Annotated in this window: 25 protein-coding genes; 15 read left to right on the top strand and 10 right to left on the bottom strand. The window is 44.5% G+C overall.

Features of this window, described 5'->3' with window-relative positions; genetic code table 11:
- Window positions 1-10 precede the first annotated feature (10 nt).
- Window positions 11-940 carry a cysteine synthase CysM gene (gene cysM / locus BK820_RS11500; protein ID WP_004891398.1) on the bottom strand — a complete coding sequence of 310 codons (930 nt, stop codon included), beginning with the start codon at window positions 938-940 and terminating at the stop codon, window positions 11-13.
- 369 nt (window positions 941-1,309) lie between these two features.
- Between cysM and BK820_RS11495 the strand changes: the two genes are divergently transcribed.
- The 5 genes from BK820_RS11495 (at window position 1,310) to rsfS (ending at window position 7,225) form a co-directional block, all read left to right on the top strand.
- Complete coding sequence (locus BK820_RS11495; protein WP_071321002.1) at window positions 1,310-4,120, top strand: GacS-like sensor histidine kinase; 2,811 nt, start codon at window positions 1,310-1,312, stop codon at window positions 4,118-4,120.
- Window positions 4,121-4,219: 99 nt separating this feature from the next.
- Window positions 4,220-5,008, top strand: coding sequence for a crotonase/enoyl-CoA hydratase family protein (locus tag BK820_RS11490; RefSeq protein ID WP_026056767.1), 789 nt, complete (start codon window positions 4,220-4,222; stop codon window positions 5,006-5,008).
- Between the two features lie 32 nt (window positions 5,009-5,040).
- Window positions 5,041-5,904, top strand: a complete 864-nt coding sequence (locus tag BK820_RS11485) for an NAD(P)-dependent oxidoreductase (protein ID WP_071321001.1) — start codon at window positions 5,041-5,043, stop codon at window positions 5,902-5,904.
- 45 nt (window positions 5,905-5,949) lie between these two features.
- Window positions 5,950-6,732 carry a hydroxypyruvate isomerase family protein gene (locus BK820_RS11480; protein WP_071321000.1) on the top strand — a complete coding sequence of 261 codons (783 nt, stop codon included), beginning with the start codon at window positions 5,950-5,952 and terminating at the stop codon, window positions 6,730-6,732.
- 88 nt (window positions 6,733-6,820) lie between these two features.
- The gene (gene rsfS, locus BK820_RS11475; protein ID WP_004816041.1) at window positions 6,821-7,225 is read left to right on the top strand and encodes a ribosome silencing factor; all 405 of its coding nucleotides are present in this window, start codon (window positions 6,821-6,823) and stop codon (window positions 7,223-7,225) included.
- 76 nt (window positions 7,226-7,301) lie between these two features.
- Here rsfS and BK820_RS11470 read toward each other — a convergent pair whose 3' ends face one another.
- From BK820_RS11470 to BK820_RS11450, 5 genes are all read right to left on the bottom strand, one after another.
- Complete coding sequence (locus BK820_RS11470) at window positions 7,302-7,913, bottom strand: hypothetical protein (protein ID WP_071320999.1); 612 nt, start codon at window positions 7,911-7,913, stop codon at window positions 7,302-7,304.
- A gap of 18 nt (window positions 7,914-7,931) precedes the next feature.
- On the bottom strand, window positions 7,932-9,266 hold the full coding sequence (locus BK820_RS11465) for an ammonium transporter (RefSeq protein ID WP_071320998.1): 1,335 nt from the start codon (window positions 9,264-9,266) through the stop codon (window positions 7,932-7,934).
- A 292-nt stretch (window positions 9,267-9,558) separates the two neighbouring features.
- Window positions 9,559-11,004, bottom strand: a complete 1,446-nt coding sequence (locus tag BK820_RS11460; protein WP_004816035.1) for an NAD(P)(+) transhydrogenase (Re/Si-specific) subunit beta — start codon at window positions 11,002-11,004, stop codon at window positions 9,559-9,561.
- 3 nt (window positions 11,005-11,007) lie between these two features.
- Window positions 11,008-11,331, bottom strand: a complete 324-nt coding sequence (locus BK820_RS11455) for a proton-translocating transhydrogenase family protein (protein WP_004783638.1) — start codon at window positions 11,329-11,331, stop codon at window positions 11,008-11,010.
- Window positions 11,332-11,342: 11 nt separating this feature from the next.
- Window positions 11,343-12,470, bottom strand: a complete 1,128-nt coding sequence (locus BK820_RS11450) for a Re/Si-specific NAD(P)(+) transhydrogenase subunit alpha (RefSeq protein WP_071320997.1) — start codon at window positions 12,468-12,470, stop codon at window positions 11,343-11,345.
- Between the two features lie 953 nt (window positions 12,471-13,423).
- On the opposite strand from BK820_RS11450, the gene BK820_RS11445 reads away from it, so the two are divergent.
- Window positions 13,424-14,614, top strand: coding sequence for an MFS transporter (locus BK820_RS11445; RefSeq protein WP_071320996.1), 1,191 nt, complete (start codon window positions 13,424-13,426; stop codon window positions 14,612-14,614).
- A 7-nt stretch (window positions 14,615-14,621) separates the two neighbouring features.
- On the opposite strand, the gene BK820_RS11440 is transcribed toward BK820_RS11445, so the two are convergent.
- Complete coding sequence (locus BK820_RS11440; protein ID WP_071320995.1) at window positions 14,622-15,266, bottom strand: hypothetical protein; 645 nt, start codon at window positions 15,264-15,266, stop codon at window positions 14,622-14,624.
- A 271-nt stretch (window positions 15,267-15,537) separates the two neighbouring features.
- On the opposite strand from BK820_RS11440, the gene dusA reads away from it, so the two are divergent.
- A complete protein-coding gene (dusA, locus tag BK820_RS11435; protein ID WP_071320994.1) occupies window positions 15,538-16,563 on the top strand; it encodes a tRNA dihydrouridine(20/20a) synthase DusA in 1,026 nt (341 codons plus the stop codon).
- A gap of 57 nt (window positions 16,564-16,620) precedes the next feature.
- Here the strand turns inward: dusA and BK820_RS11430 are convergent, their stop codons facing one another.
- Window positions 16,621-17,124: a hypothetical protein gene (locus BK820_RS11430; protein WP_071320993.1), complete on the bottom strand. Its 504-nt coding sequence runs from the start codon at window positions 17,122-17,124 to the stop codon at window positions 16,621-16,623.
- A 202-nt stretch (window positions 17,125-17,326) separates the two neighbouring features.
- Window positions 17,327-18,601, bottom strand: coding sequence for a bifunctional phosphopantothenoylcysteine decarboxylase/phosphopantothenate--cysteine ligase CoaBC (gene coaBC / locus BK820_RS11425; protein ID WP_071320992.1), 1,275 nt, complete (start codon window positions 18,599-18,601; stop codon window positions 17,327-17,329).
- 113 nt (window positions 18,602-18,714) lie between these two features.
- On the opposite strand from coaBC, the gene radC reads away from it, so the two are divergent.
- The 4 genes from radC to BK820_RS11410 all read left to right on the top strand — a co-directional run bounded on the left by radC (window position 18,715) and on the right by BK820_RS11410 (window position 21,499).
- A complete protein-coding gene (gene radC, locus BK820_RS11420) occupies window positions 18,715-19,413 on the top strand; it encodes a RadC family protein (protein WP_004816021.1) in 699 nt (232 codons plus the stop codon).
- 68 nt (window positions 19,414-19,481) lie between these two features.
- On the top strand, window positions 19,482-20,393 hold the full coding sequence (locus BK820_RS11415) for a bestrophin family protein (RefSeq protein WP_004816019.1): 912 nt from the start codon (window positions 19,482-19,484) through the stop codon (window positions 20,391-20,393).
- Window positions 20,394-20,470: 77 nt separating this feature from the next.
- The gene (locus BK820_RS15775; RefSeq protein ID WP_267285656.1) at window positions 20,471-20,596 is read left to right on the top strand and encodes a hypothetical protein; all 126 of its coding nucleotides are present in this window, start codon (window positions 20,471-20,473) and stop codon (window positions 20,594-20,596) included.
- Window positions 20,597-20,659: 63 nt separating this feature from the next.
- Window positions 20,660-21,499, top strand: coding sequence for a hypothetical protein (locus BK820_RS11410; RefSeq protein WP_228715848.1), 840 nt, complete (start codon window positions 20,660-20,662; stop codon window positions 21,497-21,499).
- A gap of 6 nt (window positions 21,500-21,505) precedes the next feature.
- Here the strand turns inward: BK820_RS11410 and BK820_RS11405 are convergent, their stop codons facing one another.
- On the bottom strand, window positions 21,506-22,357 hold the full coding sequence (locus tag BK820_RS11405) for a PHP domain-containing protein (RefSeq protein WP_071320991.1): 852 nt from the start codon (window positions 22,355-22,357) through the stop codon (window positions 21,506-21,508).
- Between the two features lie 44 nt (window positions 22,358-22,401).
- Here BK820_RS11405 and BK820_RS11400 point away from each other — a divergent pair, with 44 nt between their 5' ends.
- Genes BK820_RS11400 through mnmC form a run of 4 tightly spaced genes read left to right on the top strand, consistent with a single transcriptional unit; the run spans window position 22,402 to window position 25,812 of the window.
- Window positions 22,402-23,013: a septation protein IspZ gene (locus BK820_RS11400; RefSeq protein WP_004816013.1), complete on the top strand. Its 612-nt coding sequence runs from the start codon at window positions 22,402-22,404 to the stop codon at window positions 23,011-23,013.
- Window positions 23,014-23,041: 28 nt separating this feature from the next.
- Window positions 23,042-23,344 (top strand): YciI family protein, encoded by a 303-nt coding sequence (locus tag BK820_RS11395; RefSeq protein ID WP_004816011.1) that lies wholly within the window; start codon window positions 23,042-23,044, stop codon window positions 23,342-23,344.
- A gap of 5 nt (window positions 23,345-23,349) precedes the next feature.
- The gene (locus tag BK820_RS11390; RefSeq protein ID WP_071320990.1) at window positions 23,350-23,874 is read left to right on the top strand and encodes an SH3 domain-containing protein; all 525 of its coding nucleotides are present in this window, start codon (window positions 23,350-23,352) and stop codon (window positions 23,872-23,874) included.
- A gap of 39 nt (window positions 23,875-23,913) precedes the next feature.
- Window positions 23,914-25,812 (top strand): bifunctional tRNA (5-methylaminomethyl-2-thiouridine)(34)-methyltransferase MnmC2/FAD-dependent 5-carboxymethylaminomethyl-2-thiouridine(34) oxidoreductase MnmC1, encoded by a 1,899-nt coding sequence (gene mnmC, locus BK820_RS11385; RefSeq protein ID WP_071320989.1) that lies wholly within the window; start codon window positions 23,914-23,916, stop codon window positions 25,810-25,812.
- Window positions 25,813-25,985: the final 173 nt, after the last annotated feature.

The following is a 25,985-nucleotide window of genomic DNA, read 5'->3' as shown; positions in this document are numbered from 1 at the left end:
TACTCAGGAATTATTCAGGATCTTGTACAGAGAATAAACCTGTAGACAGATAACGGTCACCACGGTCACAAATAATGCACACGATTACGGCACCTGGATTTTCTTCTGCCAGCTTGATCGATGCCCAGACTGCACCTCCGGAAGAAGTTCCAGCACTGATCCCTTCTTTTTGTGCCAGCTTGCGCATGGTTTTTTCAGCTTCAATTTGTGGAATATCGATAATACGATCCACACGGCTACGGTCGAAAATGGTTGGCAGATACTCTTCTGGCCAGCGGCGGATCCCCGCAATACTTGAACCGTCAGAAGGTTGTAAACCCACAATCTGAATATCCGGATTCATCTCTTTCAGGTATTTAGATACACCCATAATAGTACCGGTCGTACCCATAGAGCTGACAAAGTGAGTGATCTTGCCACCCGTTTGCTGCCAAATTTCCGGACCAGTGGTCAGATAATGCGCTTCAACATTGTCCGGATTACCAAACTGGTTTAGGACCAGGCCTTTGCCTTCGTTTTGCATTTGCAGTGCCAGATCACGTGCACCCTCCATGCCTTGCTCTTTGGTCACTTCAATCAGTTCGGCACCGTAAGCACGCATGGCATCCTTACGTTCCTGACTCATGTTATTCGGCATGATCAGCTTCATTTTGTAGCCGCGCATTGCCGCAACCATCGCCAATGCAATCCCTGTATTTCCACTCGTCGCCTCAATCAGGGTGTCACCTGGCTTGATCTGACCACGCTTTTCCGCCTGCATGATCATGTTATAGGCCGGACGATCTTTCACCGAACCTGCAGGATTATTGCCTTCGAGCTTTGCTAACACTGTCGCTTGAGTGTGATTTGCCAGACGCTGTAGACGTACCAGTGGCGTTTTGCCTACGTAGTAGTCCAGTAAAAATTCGTCTGCTTGAAAATCAGGGGTTGTATTACTCATTATTTGCACCTATGTCGAGGTGCGGCTATTGTATGAAAATTTGCATTTCCCTGCACCCATTTAGCCAGTCTTTTTCAGAAAACCGATCAAAACTCGTGCAGCATGGTCTAAAAATTAAAAAACATTATTTCTGTCAGTAGCTTATTTGTAAATTAAACGCTGTTATTTCAATATTTCTCAGGTCAATTTCAGATTTAAAAGCTTTCATTTCTTAGCATTTTATACGCTATCTATTTGAATATTTTTCATATCCAGATTTATTCTTAAAAAGTCTGTTTAATTTGATATTGCGAAAAATCTTGATGAAATTTTAACTGAAGATTTAAAGCGTGCTAATATGCGGAGCATAAGGAAAACACTGCTTGAATCATGTCAAATATCAATAAAAAGCTGTTTAAACGCCTACACTTAAATCATGCCTATGGCCAGTTGATTGCCCTGATCTTTGTGCCAATTACAATTTTGGCTTGTGTAGGTGCAGCCCTGGTTTTGACAGAAACCTTCAATGCAGCCCGTGCCCAGCAAAAACAGATGGCGATTGCCATTCTGACCCGTTTTCAGGCCACTTCTGAATCTGCGCTGGATATTGTCAATTACTCCCCCTGGCAGTATGAACAGGCACGCAATGCCATGCAAAACATGCTCAATGAAAAGCATCTGATTCGTGCTGCAATTCTGGATCCTCAAGGCAAAAACCGCCTCGGTATTGGTTTTCAGGATCAGGCACCTTGGCCAAAGTTCAAGCAGGAAGCTAGTTTTGTTGGCCCGATTGTCAATCAGAATAATCACATTTTTGCGGTTCGCATTAATGACAATACGGGCAATCCGGGCTGGCTTGCGATTGAGCTGGACAATCAGCCCCTCGAAATTGCTCGCTACCGCGTGATGATTGTATTGATTGCTACTGGCCTGTTGACCTTGTTGCTACTTTTATTGTGTCTGAATTTCTACTCACGCCGCTGGATTGCACCGATGTATGAAATCCGCATGCAGTTACAACGCCTGAATGCGGATACTTTGGATCAGCATATGGTCATCAACAGTACTGGTGAACTGCGCCTGTTACAGCGCGATATTGCCAATGTGGTAAAACGGCTGCATTTCAGTTTTCTAGAACTGCGCGAACATACTGAACAGACCGAAGATGACTTGCGCCGCACCCTCGACACTCTCGAAGTGCAGAACATCACCTACCGTCAGGCCCGTGACCAGGCGATTTCTGCCAATCAGGCCAAGTCAGTATTTTTAGCCAATATTTCACATGAATTACGCACCCCACTGAACAGTATTGATGGCTTTATTCATTTGCTACTGCGTCAGGGTAATTTAAGTAATGAGCAGAGTCTGTATTTACAAACCATCCGCAAATCATCGGCGCATCTGCTGGCCCTGATCAATGACGTACTAGATTTTTCCAAGATTGATGCCGGTAAACTAGAACTTGAAACGGCGCTGTTTGATCTGGAAGAAGCGATTTTTGATGTAATGGACATGCTCTCGCCACTGGCAGCGCAGAAGCATATTGATATGGCCTTCTACTATGCCGACAATGTACCAAAATGCGTCAATGGTGATGCACTGCGCTTTAAGCAGATTCTGACTAATCTGATTTCCAATGCGATCAAGTTTACGCCGGATGGTGAAATCATCGTGCGGGTACGAATGGAACACGATGATATCGGGCAATGTCTGCTGCATTTTAGCGTACAGGATAGTGGTATCGGCCTCAGCGGCACTGACCGCAAGAAGCTGTTTGAATCCTTCTCACAAGGCGATACCTCAGTTACACGTCAGTTTGGTGGCACTGGATTAGGTCTGGCGATTTCCAAACAGCTGGTCAGTCTGATGCATGGCCAGATCGGCTTTGAAGACAACCAGGAACGCGCCCCAACCGAGAAAGGGTCAACCTTCTGGTTTACCGCCCAGTTCCTGGTCGATGAAGATGATGTGATCGAACACCCAGACTTTAGCAATCTGACTGTGGTCTCTTATCTGGCACATCCAGCGACAGCGAATGTACTGCGTCATTATCTGGAAAACTATAACGTGAAGCATACCGAGTGTGCTTCGATTCTGGATCTGTTTAGCCGTCTGAATCATCTAAAAACCACGACTGAAAATACCTGGCTAATCGTTGATCATAGCGGTGACAGTCAGGCCCTGCTACAAGAAATTCGTGCGCGTTATCATGGCAATCTGGCAGTCTATGGCTATCAGATGCAGCTTGATCCAAATATGCTGAATGAATACCGTGCCCGTGCGCTCTACCAGCCACTTAGCCGTAGTGCCCTGATTCAACTCCTGAATAACCAGCCCGTATTCGATCAAGAGGTTCATGAAGACTTTAATGGTCAAGGGCTGCATATATTGGCAGTCGATGATCATTTACCCAACCTGATTGTACTGGAAGCGCTACTGGGTGAACTGAATGTCACCACGACCAAGGCCACTAGCGGTCAGGAAGCGATTGATATTATCCAGCAACGTCATGAAGAAGGTTTAAGTCCATTTGATCTAGTATTTATGGATATTCAGATGCCGGTAATGTCCGGCATGGATACAACCCGTGCCATCCGCTCGCTGGAATCCACCTTTGAAAACCATCGACGTTTGCCGATTATTGCCCTGACTGCACATGCCCTGTCTGATGAAAAGCATAAATTGCTACAGGGTGGCATGGATGATTATGTCACCAAGCCCATTCAGATTGAACAGATCATCCAGATTCTGACTCAATGGACCACGGAAAATTTCCGCAAGGCACCCATGCTAGAACGTGCGAATGTCATTGATGCTCTGGATAGCAATATTCTGGACTGGCAGCAAAGTCTGCAACTGGCTGCCAATAAGGAAGATCTGGCCGTAGATCTGTTGAGAATGCTGGTCGACAGTTTTGAAACTGAACTCAGTGAAATAGAACAGCTGATTGAACTGGAAGATTTTCCACAACTGGAACATGTACTGCATCGGCTCTACGGCGCGACACGTTATGTGGGTACGCCGAACCTGCAACAGCTGACAGGCAGTTTTGAACAGTTTGTTTCTACCCTACGTAAAGAACGCCGCAAAGCTGATGAAGCCTTTGTTCAGGAGGTGATGAAACGCCTCGATGAGCTTAAAGCAGGCATTGGCCAGGTGGAACAGGCTGCACAACAGGTGCTAAATAAGCATATGATCTAATGCGCAAGTAAAGAACAATCACAAAGCGTGACTTAAGTGTCATGCACGTGATCTAACGCACATGCTATGCTCAGGGCAATAAAAATGAAGGGTTTAGCCATGTCACTGGTTCGTTTAGAAAAAAATAATGGAATTGCTACGGTGAGTTTAAACCGTCCGGACAAACGTAATGCCATGAGTTTTGCGCTATTGCGTGAACTTGTTGCAACCGCCAACACGATCAAAAAGGATAAAAGTATCCGCTGTGTCATTCTGACAGGTGAAGCACAGGTCTTTAGTGCCGGGATTGATCTCGCTGATTTAAATAATCCAAAAAATCGTGCCTATGCAGCCTGGGAACTGCTGCGTCCGGGTCAGAGTCTATTTCAGAAAGCATTTTTGATCTGGCAAGAATTACCGGTTCCCGTGATTGCAGCTTTGGAAGGCTATTGTTTTGGTGCAGGCATGCAGCTGGCACTGGCAGCAGATATTCGGATTGCTCATCCACAGACTCAAATGTCAATTATGGAAAGCCGTTGGGGCTTAGTACCAGATATGGGTCTGAGCCGTTCGTTAAAAGGCTTAATCAGTCTGGATCTAGCCAAAGAACTGACACTGACCGCGCGTATTTTTGACGGTAACTATGCCAAGCAGATCGGCCTGATCACTCATGTAGATGAGCAACCTCTAGCAAAAGCACAAGCCTTGGCTGAAGAAATGTTGCAGCGTTCTCCAGATGCTTTAATGGCGTCTAAATATGTGCTGGATGCCATGGAACATCAACCAAACAAATCCTTACGTATGGAAAAAATCTGGCAGTTAAAATTACTCCTCGGCAAAAACAGCCAGTTGGCACGCAAGAAAGACAAGAATCCAGAAGTCCAGTTCCAGCCTCGCCAGTATTCATAAGATCATCATCTCAGTAGATAGCGGATAGCATCATGCAGTTTGATCAAACCACTAAAATCGCATTTCTTGGTATGGGCCTGATGGGTAGCCGTATGGCCAGCCGGCTGATTCAGGCAGGCTTTGAAGTTGCTGTCTGGAACCGTACTGCTTCTGCTTGTGATGCATTAATTGCTCAAGGTGCACAGTTATTGCAGCTTGATCAGATTGCAAATTACCCGGTAGTTCTCATCTGTCTGGCGGACGATTTAGCCGTCAAAGCAGTGTATGAACAGATTGAGCCTTATCTGGTTGCACAACAGGTGATTGTAGATTTCTCCAGTTTATCTGTGCAGCAGACGTTGGAACTGGCACAACGTGCGCAGGCCCAACAGGTGATCTGGATTGATTCTCCAGTTTCTGGCGGTACTGCCGGTGCTGAACAAGGCAGTCTTGTGGTCTTTGCCGGCGGTGATGAACAGACTATTTCTTCTTTAGCTGCAATTTACCAAGTCCTCTCCCAACGCGTGACTCGCATGGGTGACCCAGGTACAGGACAAGCGACGAAAATCTGTAATCAGCTGATTGTCGCGGCAAACAGTACACTGATTGCCGAAGCTGTGGCACTGGCTGGACGTGCTGGAGTAGATACCACCCTGCTTGCCCCAGCGCTGGCCGGTGGTTTCGCGGATTCAAAACCGTTTCAGATTCTGGCACCGCGTATGGCCACCCAGACCTTTGAACCGGTGCAATGGAAAGTTCAGACCTTGTCCAAAGACCTCAATAATGCAGTACAGCTTGCAGCAGCACATGCGCTAAATATTCCGGTTGCTTCTCAAGCTTTATCTCAGCTCAAGGCTCATCAAGAGAATGGCTATAGCGAAACGGATCTAGCGACTGTCATTCAGCACGTTCAATAACTTCATTTTCACGATTATTTCCATATTTAGTGCAAGGAGCTTCAGATGTTAAAATTCGCAGTCAACCTTTCCATGATTTTTACGGAAGTTCCCCTGCTGGAACGTTTTGCCCTTGCCCGTGAGCATGGTTTTGACCATGTAGAAATCCAGTTTCCTTATGAACTGACTATCGAGCAGATTCAGGCACAGTTGACAGCGCATCAGCTGAGTTTATGCCTGATCAATGTCCCAGCAGGTGACCTGATGCAAGGCGGTCATGGACTGGCTGGCATACCCGGCAAGGAGATTGAATTTCATCAAGCGATGCAACAAGCGATTACATATGCAACCGCACTGAAAGTACCGAGCGTCAATATTCTGGCAGGTAAACAGCCGCTGGATAGTGACCTGTTACCTTGCCTGAATACATTGGCAGATAATCTGAAAATGGCCTGTTCGATGTTGGCAGATCATGGTATTCAGCCAGTCTTTGAGATGATCAATGGGACCGACATGCCACGCTTCCTGGTGCAAAATGTAGCTCAAGCACAGGAAATGCTCGAAGCAGTCCAACATCCAGCCTTAAAGATGCAATATGACTGTTACCATATGGCGATGATGGGTGAAGATGTATTTGAAGCTTTAAAAGAGAATATTGACATAATTGGACACATTCAATTTGCAGACTGTCCAGGACGACATGAACCTGGTACGGCTATTGTTAATTATGTCGAGATTTTTCAATGGTTAGAGAATAGCCAATATCAAGGCTATGTGGCAGCAGAATATCGCCCGCTGAAGCATTCAGCAGCGTCTTTTGGCTGGAAGACCCGATATTTTGCAGATTGATTACAAACTGAACAATGTGCTGATTTGAAATTTCGGGGCAAAACCGCTATATTAGATCATGCATAATTGTTAGGAAATTATATCCCCCATGAATTTAGAACCATCGCCCAGCGCTTCTAATTCTCACGATCTTACTATGAATTCACACTTACAGACTGTACAAGACTGCTTGAAAGTTGTGCATGCTGCACTTGAAGATGTAAAGGCCAAAGAAGTTGTTGTGCTTGATGTCAGCGGTATGAGCAATGTTGCTGATGCCATGGTCATTGCCAGCGGTACCTCTACCCGTCACATCAAATCTCTTGCCAACAATGTTGCTGAAGAAGCACGTAAAGCTGGCTTCCGTCCACTTGGCATCGAAGGCGAACGTGATGCTGAATGGATTCTCCTAGACCTCGGATATGTAGTGGTTCACTGCATGCTTCCTACAGCGCGTAAATTCTATGACCTAGAAAGCCTGTGGAGCAATGCTCCTGCAGATTCAGTGGCATAAAACAGATTCTTAAAAAAAGCGGCCTATGGAGGCCGCTTTTTTTTATTGGTTCAAAATAAACTTTAACCGAAAAGATTCAAAGCAGTTGCTGTAAATTAGCTTTTGGATATTTTTGTTTGATCAATTTCTTGGCCTGAGCATAGACCTGATCACTACGTTGTGGGCCATAGAAGTCACAGAATACCTGATATAGACTGGTAATGGCTTGTGCATAAAGTTTTGAAGATACATAGCTCAGCAAATCCGCACTTTTCTGCAATTTCTGAATAGTTTCCTGGAACAAAATCCGGTCTTGTACCAGTTGTTGTGCCAGCTCCCTATAAAAGTCTTTCTGGTCTTCTAGCTTGACCTGATCAAGAACTGATTCTCCAAACTCAATATAAGCCTGGTACTGTGCCTTCTGATTAAGAGATACTGCCTCTGTATCTTCAGACTCGATCCATTCACTTTTTTCCAGAATGGTCAGTTCATGCAGTACCTGTTTAAGCATATCTTTCCGATTCTGCTTAAGCTCCTCTGTAGTACAAATCTCGCTAAGAAAGCGATTCAGTACAAAAGCAGGCTGCCCGCTATATTCCTGTTCCCAATATCCTACGATCTGTTCCAGGTGAGGTCCTTGAAAATAATGCTGTAGCCCACGCTGAATAGCCTGACGGCGCTGTTCTAGATTGAGCACTTCTGCATTCATATTATACCCTCCTGTCTATTAATGTCGTTTGGTGATGTGATCAGTATCGAAAGTTACATCTCGCTGGAATTCTGGATAAGACAGTTCAGCATGCTCGGTATAGTCCAGACCACGCTGCTCGTGCTGTGCACTCACACGTAGACCACCTAAAATAATATGCAGCACTTTAAATACAATAAATGCCACCCCGAAACCCCAGGCAAATCCGGCACCAACGCCTAGTGCCTGAACAGCAATAATGCTGCTATCAAACATTTTATTTTCATAAAAGATACCGGCAGCTAGCGTCCCCCATGCACCACAAAAGCCATGTACAGTGACAGCATCCACCACATCATCAATACGCATTTTTTCGAGTAATGCTGGCAATACACTAACCAGCAACCCTGCTACAAGTCCGGTTATAACAGCAAACATAGGACTCATTGTGGCGCAACCCGCTGTAATTCCCACTAGCCCGCCTAAGGAAGCATTAATCGTAGTCCTTATTAAAATGGCTTTACGTCGTACCAGGGCAAACAGCATATAAGCCACTGCCGCCGCACACGCTGCGAGATGGGTATTTAAAGCAATCCGCCCGATGCTGACATCAGCATTGACTGTGGAAGCAGCATTGAAACCAAACCAGGCTAACCACAAAATAAACCCACCCAAGGCAATTAAAGGCAGATTATGACCGGGTAAATAGTGCACTTGGCCATTGCGGCCAAAACGCCCTATACGTGGACCCAATACAATAATGCCCGCCAAAGCAACCCAGCCACCAATCGAATGCACTACAGTTGAACCAGCAAAATCAATAAAGCCCATGGCTTTGAGCCAGCCTTCACCCTCAAATAGACTACCCCACGCCCAACTGCCAAAAACTGGATAAATTAAGCCACTCACAAAAGCGGCACTCACCACATAGGCGACAAAATGAATACGCTCTGCCATGGCACCACTGGCAATGGTGGTTGCTGTTGCGGCAAACATCATTTGGAAGAAGAGTAAATTCCAGCTCCAGCTATCTAAATTATCCGGTGCAAAATGTGAGCTACCAAACCACCCGGTATGATTAATCCCGAACATAAGCCCAAAACCTATGAGCCAGAAAACCAGCCCTCCAAGACAGGCATCCATATAATTTTTCATTAAAACATTCACGCTATTTTTACTTCTGACTGAGCCGCTCTCAATCAGTGCAAAACCCGCCTGCATGAAGAACACCAGAATACCGCCCATCACCACCCAGACACTGTCCAGCGATATCCGGATTTCCTGGATATTTTTTACCATTTCTGCTGGTTCAGCTGCATAGATAGGCAAACTCAACAACCCCAGTAATAACCCTAAATATTTTATTTTTGTCATGTAATCCCCCTAGCTCTTAATGAGGGAATAGCAAGAACAATGCCATACAATCTATGAATTTTTAAATTCTTTGAAGAAGCAATTTAATGATAAACCCATCAAATTTTCACAAATAAATAATTCCTAATTCACAAGATAAATATTTAGATGCGATCAAATATCAATCAACTGTGGTGCATAAAAAAATAAGAGCAAAAATAAAAAAACCACCCGAAGGTGGTTTTTTTCTAAATCTTTTAATTCATCTCGACCTTTCTTTTACAAAAGAGGATCTGGAAGAAGATTTTAGGAATTAGTGACCCGTACCATTAATGGCTTTGGTCATATCTTCCACAACTTTCTTAGCATCACCAAAGATCATCATGGTCTTATCGTTATAGAACAGGTCATTGTCCAAACCAGCATACCCTGTTGCCATAGAACGCTTGATCACCAGAATCGTACGTGCCTTGTGCGCTTCCAGAATTGGCATACCGTAAATTGGTGAGCTTGGATCGTCTTTGGCCGCCGGGTTAACCACGTCATTCGCACCGATTACCAGCACTACATCTGTTGCCGGGAAATCAGAGTTGATCTCGTCCATTTCCAGAATGTCTTCATATGGCACGTCAGCTTCAGCCAGCAATACGTTCATATGCCCAGGCATACGACCTGCAACCGGGTGAATCGCGAAACGTACAGTCACACCCTGCTCTTTTAACAGGTTCGCCAACTCTTTCACCGCATTCTGTGCACGACCTTGCGCCATACCATAACCAGGTACAATGACTACACTATCTGCATTCGACATCAGGAAGCCGGCATCATCTGCAGAACCTGAGCGATGATTACGTTGTACCTGCTCGCCTGCACCCGCTGTCGCAGTTGCGGTTCCGCCCATCGCACCACCGAACAGAACGTTGATGATCGAACGGTTCATCGCTTTACACATAATGTAAGACAGAATTGCACCTGAAGAACCCACCAGCGAACCAGCAACGATCAGCATGTTATTTTCTAAGGTAAAACCAATACCTGCAGCTGCCCAACCAGAGAAGGAGTTCAGAAGCGATACCACAACTGGCATATCACCGCCACCGACTGGTGCAATCCATACCCAACCGAATACCAGTGCAAGACCGGTCATTGCCCAGAAGGATGTCATGTTACCAGTCAGGAAGAAGTGAATCCCTGCTGCCAGCATTGCGATAAAGATCAATGCCTGAACTGGTTTTACCCAAGCACCTGAAATGGTTTTTGCCCATTTCTTCGCAGCCAGTTTACCGTAAGCAAATACAGAGGCAGTAAAAGTAATCGCACCGACGAAACAACCCACGAAGAGTTCGAACAAATGCACTTTGCTCATTTCATGGAAAGTTACCCCATTTGCAGCTAAAAGGTCTGGACCCAATTCGATTAACTTGTTGTTATGGATAATCGCAGCAATAGCAATCAGAACTGCGGACAAACCGACTAAAGAGTGCATCAGCGCGACAGTTTCAGGCATTTGAGTCATAGGTACAGTTTTCGCACGGGCAATACCTACGATCGCACCAAGCACCATTGCACCAAGGATCATCCAGATCACCGGATTTTCTGCGACAAAGAAAGTCGTCAATACCGCAATCGCCATAGCAAGCATACCGTAGCGGTTACCTGCAATTGCTGTTTTAGGACCTGACAAACCACGTAATGTCAAGATAAAGAGAATGGCACCAATCAAATAGAACCAATTTGCATATTCACGAATGAATTCCATCAATTAGCCCTCTTTTTTCTTTTGTTTTGGTTTGAACATTTCCAGCATACGCGCAGTCACGGCAAAGCCACCGAAAATGTTAATGCTCGCCAGGAATACTGCAATCGCGCCTAGTACGCTCACCACGTTAATGGTCTGGAAGTCTACGCTGCCTTCAACACCGACCATTGGTAAACCAACAGTCTGAATCATCGCACCCACGATAATGATCGAAGAAAGTGCATTGGTTACTGCCATCAACGGCGTATGCAAAGCTGGAGTCACGCCCCATACCACGTAGTAGCCTACAAAGATGGCAAGGACAAAAATCGTAATAGTTTCAACCATGAGTACTCTCCTTAACCACGCTTTAACAGCACTTGGCCGCCGTGAGTGACGAGTAGGGCTTTCTGAATTTCTTCTTCTGGATTGATGGCAAAATTCTTTTCGCTATCAAATAAATTTTCAACGAAGTTCAAAACGTTACGTGCATACAGTGCAGATGCTTCAGTCGACAAGGTCGAAGGAATATTCGGAATACCCAGAATCTTCACGCCATTTTCAGTCACAACCGTTTCACCGCATTGAGAGCCTTCTACATTACCGCCAGTTTCAACCGCCATATCTAAAATGACTGAACCTGGTTTCATTTTGGCAACGGTCTCGGCACGGATTAAGCGTGGCGCATCACGACCTGGCAATAGTGCAGTCGTGATCACAATATCCGCATTGGAAACTGCTTTATCAACGATGATCGCCTGATCCTTGATATACTGTTCACCTGGCATCCAGCCATAACCATTTTTAGCCGCATCAGCTGCTTTTTGCTGTTCTTCTTCAGACATTGGTACGTCTAACCACTTACCACCCAAAGATTCAACCTGGTCTTTTGCTGTAGGACGCAAGTCGGTTGCTTCTACAACAGCACCGAGACGTTTTGCAGTTGCAATCGCTTGCAGACCTGCAACCCCTACTCCCATGATCACGACACGAGCCGGTTTAACCGTCCCTGCCGCAGTCATCAGCATCGGGAACATGCGCTGGTATTCTGCTGCAGCAAGAAGCACTGCTTTATAACCCGACAGGTTCGCCTGAGAAGATAGGACATCCATGTTTTGCGCACGAGACAAGGTGCGTGGCAAAAGTTCCAATGCAAATGCAGACACATTCTGTGCCGCGAAATGGTCAAGCTCGGTATTGCGGTATGGGTCAAACATCGCCACAACTGTAGCATTCGCAGGTAATTTTTGAATTTCTTCACCCTTCGGTGCACGAACTTTCAAAATCATCTGGCTACCAGTATAGGCATCATCCGTAATTTTTGCACCAACCTGTTCATAAGCGCTATCGATATAGGCAGCTTTTACCCCTGCACCACGTTCGATAATCACGCTATGACCAGCGCTGATCAATTTCTTTACTGTCTCAGGTGTCGCAGCGACACGATGTTCACCGACGACAGTTTCGGCTGGAATTCCGATTTGCATGAGCGTCCCTCAAGCTAATTTTTTCTTAAGTAAACATCGCAAAAACGATGTTTCCCCTCAGGATGTGTTTTGTTGATTTTTTGGATTCTAATCAAACCATTCCAAAATACTACCCAATATTTATTTAATAAATACCTATATTTTGAACTGATGATTCATAAAAATGATGTTGTCATATATCATTTATAAGTTAGGCCTTGATTTTTTGATCTGCTGAATTTATAAACGATATTCATTCTCTTAAAGGATATTTCCTTTTTTGTTCATTTTTTCTTAGCTTAATTTTTGTTGTACTTTGTTACATTGATCATTCTGACAGTCGTTCCATTTTTTTTGCTGTACTCCTTCCCTTTTCCGGCATGCCAAAATGCCCTAATTTAGGCACTTTTATTGGGCACTTTTTGATTCCTTGACTTCTTTGACAAATTTAACTGAATTATACTGATTCATTTGGAACTCCTGAAAACCATGTTTTCCTATAACTTTTTCCTTTTTTAATCATAAAATTTTTAAATCAGTTGAGTTTAATGTTTCATTTAATTGGCTCTTTTGACTTATTCTACTCAAGTCTAAAACTACGCTAATAATCGTTAAAAAATAATTTTTGAGTCATTTATTATATTAATACCTTAAACTGGCTCAGCATCATAAATTGTCAAATTTGCACTATATTTGTGCAATAGAATACAGTTTTATCTCTGACTCAATTGCAATGTTTTTCTTCAGTGCCGTTTCGACAACTTAAGATACTTTGTAAGAAAAAAAAGATTAAATACACATCAGTTATGGTTTTGAAGATATTCAGAGATGGTAATAACCAGATCTGTCTTCAGCTTTCTGTTGTATTTTTCTACTTTTATCATGTGCTATTTTGACCTATAGTGCCTGCAGTCTTTGCATCTTTTTGATGCCATTATCAAAAATAGTCTTCTGCTTCTTATAAGGTAGCTGTCATGAATCCTGCACTGGATATCAGTCAAAATAAGCCTTTGCTCTGGCTGATGGCAATTGCATGTGGTCTATGTGCTGGGGCGAATTATTACTGTCAGCCTCTGATTTCATCAATTCAGCAATATTATCAGGTACCTGAATCGCAAGTCGCCCTGACTGTGACCTTTGCTCAGGTGTCTTATGCACTGGGCCTGCTGTTCATCGTTCCATTGGGTGACATGTTGAATAAGACCAAGCTGATTCCTGCCCTGATGTGGGGGGCTGCGCTGGGACTGATGATCTGTGCCACAGCAATCAATTTGCCCATGCTCTGGTTAGGAACGGTTATCGCTGGTTTATTTTCTGTGGCGGCACAGGTGCTGATTCCTTTAGCGGCCATGACCGTTAAACCGGAAAAAACTGGTGAAGTGATTGGCTTTCTGATGAGTGGTTTATTGGTCGGAATTCTACTGTCGACCAGTATTGCCGGCTTACTCTCTGACTTGTTTCACTGGAAAGTCATCTATGCAGTGAGTTCAGTCTCGATGCTGTTCTTGGGAATCTATTTACGTGGGCAGCTACCGACCCTACCAAAATTCAGAATCAGCTATGCCAGAATTTTCCACTCTATGGGCAGTCTGTTGGTCCAAGAACCACGACTGGTATTTCGTTCCCTTACCGGTGCTTTTGCCTTTGCTGCGATGAGTATTCTGTTCTCTACCATTGCCCTGTTACTGACACAGTCTCCCTTTCATCTGGCAGATGTTATGGTGGGATTAGTCACTTTAGTAGGAGTTTTTGGCGCATTATCAACTCAAGTGATTGGGAGATGGGCGGACCGAGGTTATATCAAACTGCTGAGCTGGATTGGCTGTTCAATTCTGGCAGGCAGCTGGCTGTTTCTCTATTTTGGTGGCACATCGTTGATTAGCTATATTGCAGGTTATGCGCTAATTAATCTGGGACTGGCGATTACCCATAGCTGTAACCAGAATGTAATTTTCCGCCTGCGTCCGGATGCCAAATCCCGGATTAACTCTATTTATATGACCCTGTATTTTATTGGAGGTGCCTGTGGCTCTGCAGCGGGAGTATACGCGTGGCATCATGGTGGCTGGAGCATGAGCTGCCTGACTGGATTCATATTTGCACTAGCTGCCACCGTCTTTGCCCTGATTGATCAGTTTTATCATGCGCGTGTAAAAACCAACTAATGATCATCTAATTTACTTGAACCACTGGATAGTAGGCTTTGCCGGAATCCATTACTGCTGCATGTTCCAGCAATATATAGATAAAGGTGTTCAGCAAGGCTGAAAATAGACTACAACTTTCCTGCATCTGCTTGCGACTGAGGGCGCTGGCATAACTCACTCCACCCTGCAGAATTTGTTGCCTTAAAATAGTGAAACGCTTAAAAACTTCTGACAGCATCTTCAATATATCCTGCTGTCCTAGCGCTTGTTGAGCCTCTATTTTTTGTTGCTTCAGCATTTCACGACAATCACTTTGGCTAATCTTATTGTGTTGATAATCCCAAAAGTGCTGAGTGAGATATTGATTATTCAATAGTGCATGCAGCGTAACCTCATAGCGACCCAATAAAATTTGAGAAATTCTTTTCTCCTGATCCTTGCTAAGGATGAGATGGAGAAATTGTGATAAGGCCTGCTGATCAAGACTATCTTCATTTTCCTGTACATAAAGAGCATTCAGACCAATCCACAGGCTCAGAAACTGAAAATCATAATCGGCCTGTAACTCTACCGCTTTTCTTAACCAGCTTAGACTGCGTTGAATACGCAGATTGAAATATTCTGAATGCTGAGCTTTTGTTGTTTTGTAAATCTCTTCCAGTAACATCATTATTTTTCTCCTTTTTTTATCCTGTTTTCTTTATCTTAAACTCTTTTACTGTTTAGTAAACTATTCCTTAACCTCTGCATCTATTTGAATGAATTCAATACTTTTTAATTTCCTAGAAGACTTTCTTGCAGTGCTAGTACTCAGCCATGAAGCCTGATTATTTTTATGCTAATATTGCGCCCTCTTTTACTGGTCGTATCACTGCCGGTGAGCGCCCAAAGCCCCAACGGCGTGCTGTCTCTTCCATTTCTAACTTAAGGCGTGATTTTGAATGACTGATCTCAAGACCATTGAACAACAACTTCAACCACGAATCAGTGTTGCGCCGATGATGGACTGGACCACCAAAGATTATCGTTTCTTTGCACGTCTGTTTAATCCCAATATTATTCTCTATACCGAGATGGTAACGACAGGTGCCATCATTCATGGTGATGCCAAACGTCATCTGGACTTTAATCAGCAAGAACAGCCCGTTGTGTTACAGCTTGGTGGCTCTAATCCCAAAGACCTGGCCACCTGTAGCAAAATGGCACAGGATTGGGGGTATAACGAAGTCAACCTGAATGTCGGCTGCCCAAGTGACCGGGTACAAAACAATAAAATTGGAGCCTGCCTGATGGCGGAGCCTGATCTAGTCGCAGAAGGTATTGGTGAGATGCGCAATGCCGTGGATATTCCGGTGACGGTGAAACATCGTATCGGGATTGATGATATGCAGTCTTATGAAGAGATGCTGCATTTTGTCGATACCGTAGCGAAGACGGGTTGTAATAATTTTATCGTGCATGCCCGAATTGCCCTGTTACAAGGCCTATCCCCGAAGGAAAATCGTGAAGTTCCCCCATTACGTTATGAAGATGTTTACCGTTTAAAACAGGAACGTCCTGAGCTGCTGATTGAAATCAATGGCGGGATCAAAACCTATGCGGAAACGGTTGAACACTTAAAACATGTGGATGGCGTGATGATTGGTCGCGAAGCCTATCACAATCCGTACTTACTGGCCGAGTTAGGCCAACTTTGGAATCTTGAAGCTCCTGATCGTTTTGAGATCATGCAACAAATGATGCCTTATATTGCCCAGCGTATGGCAGAAGGTGCACCACTTTCGATTATTAGCCGTCATATTCTTGGCTTGTTCCAGAACTTGCCAGGTGCGCGTAAATGGCGTCAGGCATTAAGCGGTGGTAATGCCAAAACCTTAAAAGATGTAGAAAATGCCTTGTTCAATATTCAGGAGGCGATCAAACGCACTGAAGACTACCTGCTCGAACAGCAAACCCAGAATCTTTAATTTAAAAAGCACCGTTTCCCCGGTGCTTTTTAAATTAAGGTTTTTTGACTAGAGAATTTATTGGGTATAAGCGGTAATATTTCCCACAGGAATGGGTTCTTCAACCCGCTGTGATGTTGTCCTGGATTCCCGCGTTGCAGCCTCAGTGATCTCATTGACCTTCTCGTTCCCAAAGCCTTCATCTTGTTCGAATTCTGCAGAAATCATAGCCAGTTCCTGCTGTAACTGCTGTTCATAACGCTGAATTTCAACTTCATCAATAAAGGCAAAAGCATCATCTTCCAGCTGCCAGCTATAACCCTGCTCCACCTTCTGGATAGAGACCTTAACTGGAAAAGATTGGCCCTGATATTGTATCTGGGAAATGGCCTGAAAATGATCACCAGAACGTTCCATGATTTTTATATCCATGACTTTTAACCGGTAATGGCGATAATCCAAACTGGAATTAAATTCACGTTGCATCTGAGACTGAATATTGCGCGACAGTTCATCAATAGAGACAAAGTAACTGCAGGAAAACAATAGCAAGGTCAGAAACAATAGACTTATTCTTTTCATACCACCCCCAGTGCTCAAATTAGTGAGGCTGGAAAATAAAAAAATTCTGATTCTTATAGGGTGATTTTATCTTTTTCAAACTGGACACGAAATAGCCAAAAGTGTCTTTCAAGGTCAAAATACTTGGTTTTCTTTTGAACATTCAGTCAATTCTGCAGAAATAAAAAAGCCCTGACTATGCAGGACTTTTTTATACAATAACTTAGAAATCATCATCCTTAGAAGGATCATGATGTAGAGCATCATGAATGGCTTCAACCAGTTGCTGGGCAATTTCCTGTTTAGAAGCCTTTTCCAGATCACGTTTTTCCATATGATAGGACTCTGCAAAGAATACCGTCATGGCATTTTCATCTGAGGCAAAGCCAATATCCGCACGGGAGACGTCATTGCAGGCAATCATATCCAGTTTTTTAGCAACCAGTTTGCCAGCTGCATATTCTTCAATATTTCGTGTTTCTGCGGCAAAGCCAACCATAAATGGACGTTTTTCCTGTTGGGCAATGGTTGCAACGATATCCGGATTTTTGATCAGTGCGACATTCAGCTCATCACCGGCTTTTTTAATCTTATGTTCTGCCACTTGTGCTACGCGGTAATCCGCAACCGCAGCGGTCGCAATGAAAATATCACAGCCCTGTTCTAGCATATGCAGACTTTCATCCAGCATTTTCATGGCTGAGCTGACATTTTTACGTTTGACGCCATTTGGCGTATCCAACGTCACTGGTCCTGCAATCAGCGTTACATCCGCACCAGCGGCATAACAAGCTGCCGCCAAGGCAAAACCCATTTTCCCGGTACTGTGATTGGAAATATAACGAACCGGGTCAATCGCTTCACGCGTTGGACCTGCTGTAATCGTGACGCGCTTACCCGCAAGCTGACCAAATTTTTCTGCAATCGCTCGTTGTGCCTTATGGAAATACTCGGTTACCTGACGTGCCAGATCTTCCGGTTCTGGCATACGGCCCAAACCTACATCACCACAGGCCTGTGAACCTGCATCCGGCATAATCACATGCACGCCATCTTCAATCAAAGTGGCTAAGTTACGTTGCGTCGGCTTGGCTGCCCACATCTGCTGATTCATGGCTGGCGCTACCCAGACCGGTGCGTTGGTCGCCAGATAAAGTGTACTGAGCAAATCATCGGCCAGACCGGCAGCGAATTTGGCCAAAGTATCGCAGCTTGCTGGGGCGACCAGTAACAGGTCCGCCCAGCGTGCCAGTTCAATATGCCCCATGCCTGCTTCAGCTTCTGGATCCAGTAATTCAGTATGGACAGGATTACCCGACAGTGCCTGGAACGTCAGCGGCGTGATAAAGGCCTGTGCGCCTTGAGTCATGACCACACGAACATTAAAACCGGCATCTTTCAGACGACGGACCAGAATTGCACTTTTATAGGCAGCAATACCGCCTGTCACAGCTAAAATAATATTTTTATGAGGAATTACACTTACGTCGAAGCTCACAAACAGGCTACCTTTCTGTTGCAGTGGCGCTCACAATAGCATTAAATAGAATCATGCCCAAGAGACCTTCTTGTGTGAAAAACAATAATTAATAATAAATAAGTCTAATAAACATGCAATTTTCGATTAAACACTGGCCTGAACAGGAACGTCCACGCGAACGCCTGTTACAGTCAGGCCCACAAAGCCTCTCCGATGCCGAATTGCTGGCAATTTTCCTGCGCTCAGGCTCCCAGCGGCATTCCGCAGTGGAACTAGCTCGACTTCTGATTCAACATTTTGGTCATTTAAGTACTCTTTTGGATGCCCCACTGCAAGAGATCAGCCAGTTTCACGGGATGGGTGTCAGTAAATTTACCCAGCTGATGGCTGTTAAGGAACTGGGACGGCGCTATATTGCCGAGCACCTTCGCCAAGATGCATTGGAACTGAATCATTCCCGCAAAATTATGGACTATCTGCGCTTTGAACTGCTGGGAGAAACTCAGGAAGTGTTTGCTGTACTGTGTCTGGATGCCGGGTTAAGAAAAATCAGCTTTAAGAAAATGTTTTATGGCTCGATTAATTCATGTGAGATTTCGATTAATCAGTTACTACGCCATGCCATTCAGCAACAGGCTACATCGATTGTGATTGCCCATAATCATCCACTCGGTCAGCCTCGACCTTCCGCAGCAGATCTTGAACTCACCCAGCAGATTGCAAAGGCCTGTCACCTGGTCGAAATCCGCCTGATTGATCACTGTATCATTGCCCGGGAAGGCAGTTTTTCCTTTGCAGAACAGCAACTCATTAATACGGTAAAACCCTGAACGATAGCACTTGACAAAGCAGGCACAACTCAACAAGATCATGAAAAAAATTGTGATGATTCCAATAAATGATCGTACGTGACCAACCCAGTATCTTTAAAGTATTATTTTCATGGCGGGGAACGATTTTACCTAAGGTGCTACCACCTCTGGGAGTGGTCATGCTCATTTCTGCCATTATTGGCGGGCTATCTTATACCAATTATTTACATTTACCGGAATTACCCTTAGTCGGTTTTACCCTGATCGGAGTAGTACTGTCGATTTTCCTTGGTTTCAAGAACTCTGCCGCCTATGAACGCTGGTGGGAAGCGCGCAAGCTCTGGGGGATCCTGATTGCCAATGCACGTCATTTTGACCGGGACTGCCGTATGCTGACGCAGGCACGCCGTGAGCGGGTCATCCAGCATGTGATTGTCTTTGCCAATGTACTGCGCGATCGTTTGCGCCATCAGACTGCCAATCCAACCGAACTGGTACAGACCAGTGGCATGAGTCCTCAAGCCCTGCAACAGCTCTATCAACAGGCCAATGCCCCACAGTACACCCTCAGTCTGATTCAATGGGAATTTATGCAGGCCCTGAAAGAAGGCGAAATTTCAGACATCATTTATGCGCAGATGAACCAGCATGTAGCTGAGTTGAGTATTGTACAGACAGGTTGTGATCGGATTGCCACCACACCACTACCTTTCGCCTATTCAGTCTTGCTGAATCGTACCGTATATTTTTTCTGCTTTATGCTGCCATTTAGTCTGGGTTCGACCCTTGGAATGGTGACACCGCTGCTGGTCGGAATTTTGGCTTATACTTTCTTGGGACTGGATGCGCTCAGTTCAGAAATTGAAGAACCTTTTGGTACGCAAAGCAATGACTTACCCCTTGATTCAATGGTACGTACCATTGAAATTGAACTATTGGGTACTTTAGGCAAACCAACCCCACCACCTATTCAGGCCCAAGATCATAATCTATTATAAGAAATACGATTACAGCTGAACGCAGCTCATATATTCAATTCAAAATTAAAATAATGAAACAATAAAAATAAGATCTCATGAATATCAAGCAACGGATTCATCTTTATACACCGCAACCGGTGACGCGTCTGGGTGCAACTTTAGTGGCTTTACTGCTTGGTAGCGGGGTTGTGTTCGCATTTGGCTGTGTATTGGCCTGGTAAGATATTTTATTCACTGGATTAGAACAGTACTGGATTTTACTGCTTCTCATCAGTTTCATACTGGTGTTTGGTCTAAGCTATGACCAGAAACAATATTTCAGATTTCCTTTTCTGATTCAGCAATACCTGATTGATTCGAGGCTGGCTCAGGATATCCGTGAAAGAGCCTTACGCAGCTCAGATGCTACAATTATGGGCCAACGTCAGATTCACACGACCCGGCTACGCAAACAGCAGCAACTGCTATTAAAGATCAATGAGCATGAAGCCCCACAATGGTTTAATGTCGATCTGAATCAGCTGTTTAACACAGAATCGTATCTGGATATCCATGTTCAACCAAGTGATGCGCTCCTCGGCCAGCAGGTTCTGGTCTATTACCTGAGGCGTACACGCTGGATTGTTCAACTGTATGCACATGATGGAGATCAGAATTTTCAGCATTTGCAGTACTATATCGCGACACCGCTCCGCGGACGGATTTACTTCGACCATATTCCCAGTCGACTCATGCTGGACTTACCGAGAATTGTACATATTCAGGCGAGTCGTGAAGATGACTCTCCAACTTATACGCTTAAGCTGAGTACCAATTATGGTAAGTACTATCGGGTGTCCTGCAAGGCAGTACATTTTGACAAGCTGGAACTGGCGCTCGCGAATTTGATCGATTTTCTACGCTATCGAGAATTCAAACATCATCCAGACATCCAGCAGGCGGTAATTTCCCGGAACCATCCTTTTCTTTATCGCAATTTACTGAACTATACGCTTATTGCAGCATTATTACTGATGGCAGCGATTACAACAACTTGGCAACTGGCATTACTGAGTTTAGCTTTGGCCTGCCTTCTAGGCATAAAAATCCAGCAGCAAAAGCAGTCTCCATTTATTGAAGCCTGACGCCTGTTACCGAAAACTTTCCCAGACGCCCACTTGCCTGTCTTTAACTGTTGGAATATGGCCGAGCTTAATCCAGGGCATATTGTCCCCATGATAATCACTGCCTACAGATACTTTTAGCCCATGTTCAGCAATCATCCGATCTACCATCTGCCGGGTAGAAGCCGGATCAACTGCTGGTGGCAGCTCAACGGCGTCACCACCGAACCTAGCAAAAATTTCTATCAGGTAACGGATGTTGGTCGCAGACAGATCATAACGGGTGGGGTGCGCTAGCACTGCAAAACCACCACTAGCATGAATCACCTGAATGGTTTCTTCCAGTCCCAGTCCATCAAACTTCACATAAGCTTTCTTGCCTTCCTTGATATATTTATCAAAAGCCTGTTGTGGACGGGTGACGATCCCCTTTTCAACCAGTGTTTTGGCAATATGGGTTCGCGTGACACGGTCTGGAATATTATCAACCTTAGCGACTACATCTGGATAAATATCTTGTCCAATCAATGGTATCAGTAGATCACAAATCTTTTTTGAGCGTTCAGCGCGAATCCGTTTTTGCTGTTCTAAAGCCTGTTGCAATGGTTCAGGATTTTGAACATCTAACGCCACAATATGCACGCCATAATTCTTCTTGGTGGCCGGACGTGACCATTGACTGGAGATTTCTACCCCAGAAATGATCTTAATTTCGTGATCTTTCGCGGCTTCACGCGCCAGCTCTAAACCGTCCATGGTGTCATGATCAGTCAAGGCCAGCGTATGGATAAAGCTCGCTGCCGCGGCCTCAACCAGCTGCTGTGGACTTAAGGTTCCATCAGAAATATTGCTGTGTGTATGTAAATCTACGCCGTGCATCTCTATACTATGACATTTATTTGATCAGATTTAGATACTCTAACATGAAAGCACTTTTAGACTTTGTGCCACTCATTATTTTCTTTTATTTATATAAGACAGTAGATCCTAAAGACACCAACCATCCATTACTCCAGCTGATTGGCTCCGCAGGCGGTGTCGACAATAACAATATTCTTGTGGCAACCACAGGTCTGATCATTTCCATGTTAGTGGTCTATGGCGCGTTATTTGTTTCGCAGAAATTCCGTCTGGACAAACAGCAATGGATCGTATTGTTTATGACGGTGATCTTCGGTGGAATCACTTTAATACTCAGTGATGATTTCTATATCCGCTTAAAAGCTGTCTTGCTGAATCTGGTTTTTGCTGGCGTATTCCTGCTTTCACCATGGTTCAGTAAAGATAAAAAACCATTAATCCAGCGTCTGTTTGGACCTGTTTTTAATTTAACTGAAAAAGGCTGGTTTAAGCTCAACTATGCTTGGGCAGCAATGTTTGCGGTGATGTCTTTCTTGCATTGCTTCTTTGCCTATATCTTTATGGATGGAAAATATTGGGGAGAATTTACCGCATTTGGTGACATGATCGTGATGTTTTCCTTTATCATTATTCAGTTCATTGTATTGCGCAAATACTTTAAAACTGCTGAATAAAAGTTAGACTAAGTCATCGAGAACTGCCATGCCATTATTTGTTGTCAGCTGTACCGATCAGGAAGGTACTGTCGAAAAACGCCTTGCGATTCGTCCTCAACATCTTGCACGTCTGCAAAAATTAAATGATGAAGGTCGTTTAATCGTTGCCGGCGCGATGCCAAAAGAACCAGGTAATCCTCAAGCAGGTTTTTATGGCAGCACCATCATTGTGGACTTTGACAGCCGTGAAGCATTGGAGGAATGGTTACAGGAAGAGCCATTCTTAAAAGAAGGCGTCTATGCGCATATTGACGTTAAACCATTCAATAAAGCATTCCCACAAGGATAAGGTTCATGCACGCTGTAATTGCCAGTTTAATCGGTTTATCTTTTGCCTGTACAACTGCTTGGGCAGTTGAAGCAACATCGGCAGCGGAATCTGCTGCCCCAGCGCAAAATACACCAGCAACTGTGCAACCCACGGTAGCCAATACGCCACCGCAAACACTGCCTGCCAATAAACCTGGCATCATGCCAGTGGCTGCTTCGAATAATCCTCTTGTTCAAAATCCTGCTGCCAAGCCACTGACTGCAGAAGATATTGCACAGAATAAAGCTCAGCAAGATGCCAAAGTGAAGGCTTTGGTCAAGGATCAGGCGACACGTCTGCAACAACTGGAAAAAGCCAATCTTGAAGCATTGACCCAGAATCAGGAACTGCAGCTGAAAAACGATAATCTCGGCGTTCAGGTGCAGGTACTACAAAGTGAACGTAGTGCGCAAATGTTTCTCTACGGTGCTGCCACATTGGCAGTAGGGGTACTACTTGGCTTCCTGATTGCGAGTTATGTTTATACCAAACGCCGTCGTCAGTGGTAAGCTATTCCCTCTTCTGACGTATTGAAGGTTGTATCCGTTTTGTCTTATGCAATTCAAACTGCCGATCTCGATTGGCAGCTGGTAGATGGCATTGACGTGCCAGTTTCCAAACAGTTCGGTGATGTTTATTTTTCCAAGGACAATGGTCTGCTTGAAACACGCCATGTGTTTTTAAATGGTAATGATCTCGGTACCCGGCTCGCGGATCTCAAACCTTTTGAATATTTTTGTGTAGGGGAAACGGGCTTTGGTACAGGACTCAATATTCTGGCCTTATGGCAACTGTGGCAACAGGTTCGTCTAGATAACTGGAGCCATCTGCATGCTATTTCAGTGGAAAAATTTCCTCTATCAAAAGATGATCTGATTCGTGCTTTAAATGCCTGGCCGGAACTAAAACCCCTTGCAGATCAGCTGATTTCCCAATATCCACTCCCAATTGCTGGCTGTCATCGCCTCAGTTTTCCTGAAGAACGTTTTTCTCTGGATTTATGGCTAGGTGATGCACAAGATGTCTTTCCAGTCATTGAAAAAACTGTGTCAGTAAATGCCTGGTTCCTGGATGGTTTTGCGCCTTCCTGCAATCCGGATATGTGGGAAGAGAATGTCCTGAACAATATTGTTCGACTCTCGGATTATGGCACCACCTTTGCCTCTTTTAGTGTCGCGGGGGTACTGAAACGCGGTCTTAGAAATCATGGTATTTCGATTTCACGTCCACGTGGCTTTGGTCATAAACGTGAAATGCTGAAAGCCATCTGGAATCTGCCTGAATTTGCACAGCCAGTAACAGCAATTCCTGAACATCATATTCAAAAAAAAACTTCGCTCAATAAAGAGTTGAAATGTCAGGCACGCCAGATTGCCGTGATTGGTGCTGGTATTGCTGGTTTAAGTACCGCCTGGGCTTTTGCTCTACGTGGTCATCAAGTCAGCCTATTCGATCAAACAGCATCACTTTCCGGTAGTTCAGGTAATCCATTAGCGCTACTCAATCCGAAGCTATCTCCAATTGCACAAAGCGCTGAACATTTAATGACGCAGGCTTGGCAACACGCCCTAAATCATTATGCACAGTTTAAAGCCTTTCGCGCGATTCAGGTTCAGCAGCTGGCATTGAAAAATCCAGAAAACCTGTTGGCTCTGGCTGATGAGTATCCTGATGGTATTCTACAAGTTCCAGATCAAAATCAGCAGTCTTTAACAGCGAAATATCCAGCATTGGCGTTGTTACAGGCAGGAGCTGTATCGCCTCATCAGTTGCGTGATGAAATCCTGCAACATAGCAATATTCGCTATATCCAGGCCCAAATTAGCCGAATTGAACCACACTCATGTCCAGAATTATTTGATGGTGATAGCTCACTCGGCCAGTTTGATCATGTCATCGTCTGTACCGCATTAAATACGCCACAGCTGCTTGAAGAGCATCCTGAACTTAAACCCATTCGTGGACAGGTCAGTTGGCTCAAAAATAGCGATCAACCACTTAATCCGAATATTGCCTATAGCTACGGCGGATACTGCATCCAGTTTGATGAACAGCATTTACTGCTCGGTGCTTCATTCTGCCTGAATCGTGATGATACAGAGGTACTGGAAGAAGACCATATCCATAACCTTGAACTGATCCATTCAGTATTTCCAGAGTATGCACAGAGTTTGGCTGATGTCAGTGAATGGCAAGGTCGTGCTTCGGTTCGTGCCCAAAGCAAAGATTATTTCCCCTTGCTTGGAAAACTCAAATCAGATCAGGAAATCTATAGTCTGGCTGGCTTAGGTTCCAAAGGTTTTCTATTTGCTCCATTGTGTAGTGAAATTTTGGCTGCACAGATTCTAGGAGAGGCTTGTCCTGCATCCATAAATCTAGTGAAGAAGCTGGATGTCAAACGCTTTGAAAATAAAATCAAAACCAAGAAGCCTTATTTTAAACCTTAGTGTTAAAGCCCCTTCCTTTATTAAAGGGTGAGGAACACTGTTCCGTAAGGGAGGGGCTTATAGAAAGAATTTACCCCCTCTTGCGCCATATATGGCTCACCTTTTTCAAAGGGGACCATTGAAGAAATTTAGCCAAGAAAAAAGCGCCTGAAGGCACTGCTGTCCCATAGTTT

This window comes from Acinetobacter sp. LCT-H3, from assembly GCF_001866125.1.
Taxonomy (GTDB): Bacteria; Pseudomonadota; Gammaproteobacteria; order Pseudomonadales; family Moraxellaceae; genus Acinetobacter; species Acinetobacter schindleri.
Note: the sequence above shows the minus strand (reverse complement) of the source record. Positions and strands in the feature narration are given on the sequence as shown.

Bases quoted from the DNA above. Each gene is read 5' to 3' on its own strand.
- BK820_RS11490 (WP_026056767.1), top strand. From the start codon at position 4,220: ATGTCACTGGTTCGTTTAGAAAAAAATAATGGAATTGCTACGGTGAGT.
- cysM (WP_004891398.1), bottom strand. From the start codon at position 940: ATGAGTAATACAACCCCTGATTTTCAAGCAGACGAATTTTTACTGGAC.
- BK820_RS11455 (WP_004783638.1), bottom strand. From the start codon at position 11,331: ATGGTTGAAACTATTACGATTTTTGTCCTTGCCATCTTTGTAGGCTAC.
- BK820_RS11395 (WP_004816011.1), top strand. From the start codon at position 23,042: ATGCCATTATTTGTTGTCAGCTGTACCGATCAGGAAGGTACTGTCGAA.
- BK820_RS11460 (WP_004816035.1), bottom strand. From the start codon at position 11,004: ATGGAATTCATTCGTGAATATGCAAATTGGTTCTATTTGATTGGTGCC.
- BK820_RS11450 (WP_071320997.1), bottom strand. From the start codon at position 12,470: ATGCAAATCGGAATTCCAGCCGAAACTGTCGTCGGTGAACATCGTGTC.
- BK820_RS11390 (WP_071320990.1), top strand. From the start codon at position 23,350: ATGCACGCTGTAATTGCCAGTTTAATCGGTTTATCTTTTGCCTGTACA.
- BK820_RS11465 (WP_071320998.1), bottom strand. From the start codon at position 9,266: ATGACAAAAATAAAATATTTAGGGTTATTACTGGGGTTGTTGAGTTTG.
- BK820_RS11495 (WP_071321002.1), top strand. From the start codon at position 1,310: ATGTCAAATATCAATAAAAAGCTGTTTAAACGCCTACACTTAAATCAT.
- BK820_RS15775 (WP_267285656.1), top strand. From the start codon at position 20,471: ATGAATATCAAGCAACGGATTCATCTTTATACACCGCAACCGGTGACG.
- BK820_RS11415 (WP_004816019.1), top strand. From the start codon at position 19,482: ATGATCGTACGTGACCAACCCAGTATCTTTAAAGTATTATTTTCATGG.
- radC (WP_004816021.1), top strand. From the start codon at position 18,715: ATGCAATTTTCGATTAAACACTGGCCTGAACAGGAACGTCCACGCGAA.
- BK820_RS11405 (WP_071320991.1), bottom strand. From the start codon at position 22,357: ATGCACGGCGTAGATTTACATACACACAGCAATATTTCTGATGGAACC.
- BK820_RS11470 (WP_071320999.1), bottom strand. From the start codon at position 7,913: ATGAATGCAGAAGTGCTCAATCTAGAACAGCGCCGTCAGGCTATTCAG.
- BK820_RS11440 (WP_071320995.1), bottom strand. From the start codon at position 15,266: ATGATGTTACTGGAAGAGATTTACAAAACAACAAAAGCTCAGCATTCA.
- rsfS (WP_004816041.1), top strand. From the start codon at position 6,821: ATGAATTTAGAACCATCGCCCAGCGCTTCTAATTCTCACGATCTTACT.
- BK820_RS11445 (WP_071320996.1), top strand. From the start codon at position 13,424: ATGAATCCTGCACTGGATATCAGTCAAAATAAGCCTTTGCTCTGGCTG.
- BK820_RS11400 (WP_004816013.1), top strand. From the start codon at position 22,402: ATGAAAGCACTTTTAGACTTTGTGCCACTCATTATTTTCTTTTATTTA.
- BK820_RS11485 (WP_071321001.1), top strand. From the start codon at position 5,041: ATGCAGTTTGATCAAACCACTAAAATCGCATTTCTTGGTATGGGCCTG.
- BK820_RS11480 (WP_071321000.1), top strand. From the start codon at position 5,950: ATGTTAAAATTCGCAGTCAACCTTTCCATGATTTTTACGGAAGTTCCC.
- dusA (WP_071320994.1), top strand. From the start codon at position 15,538: ATGACTGATCTCAAGACCATTGAACAACAACTTCAACCACGAATCAGT.
- BK820_RS11430 (WP_071320993.1), bottom strand. From the start codon at position 17,124: ATGAAAAGAATAAGTCTATTGTTTCTGACCTTGCTATTGTTTTCCTGC.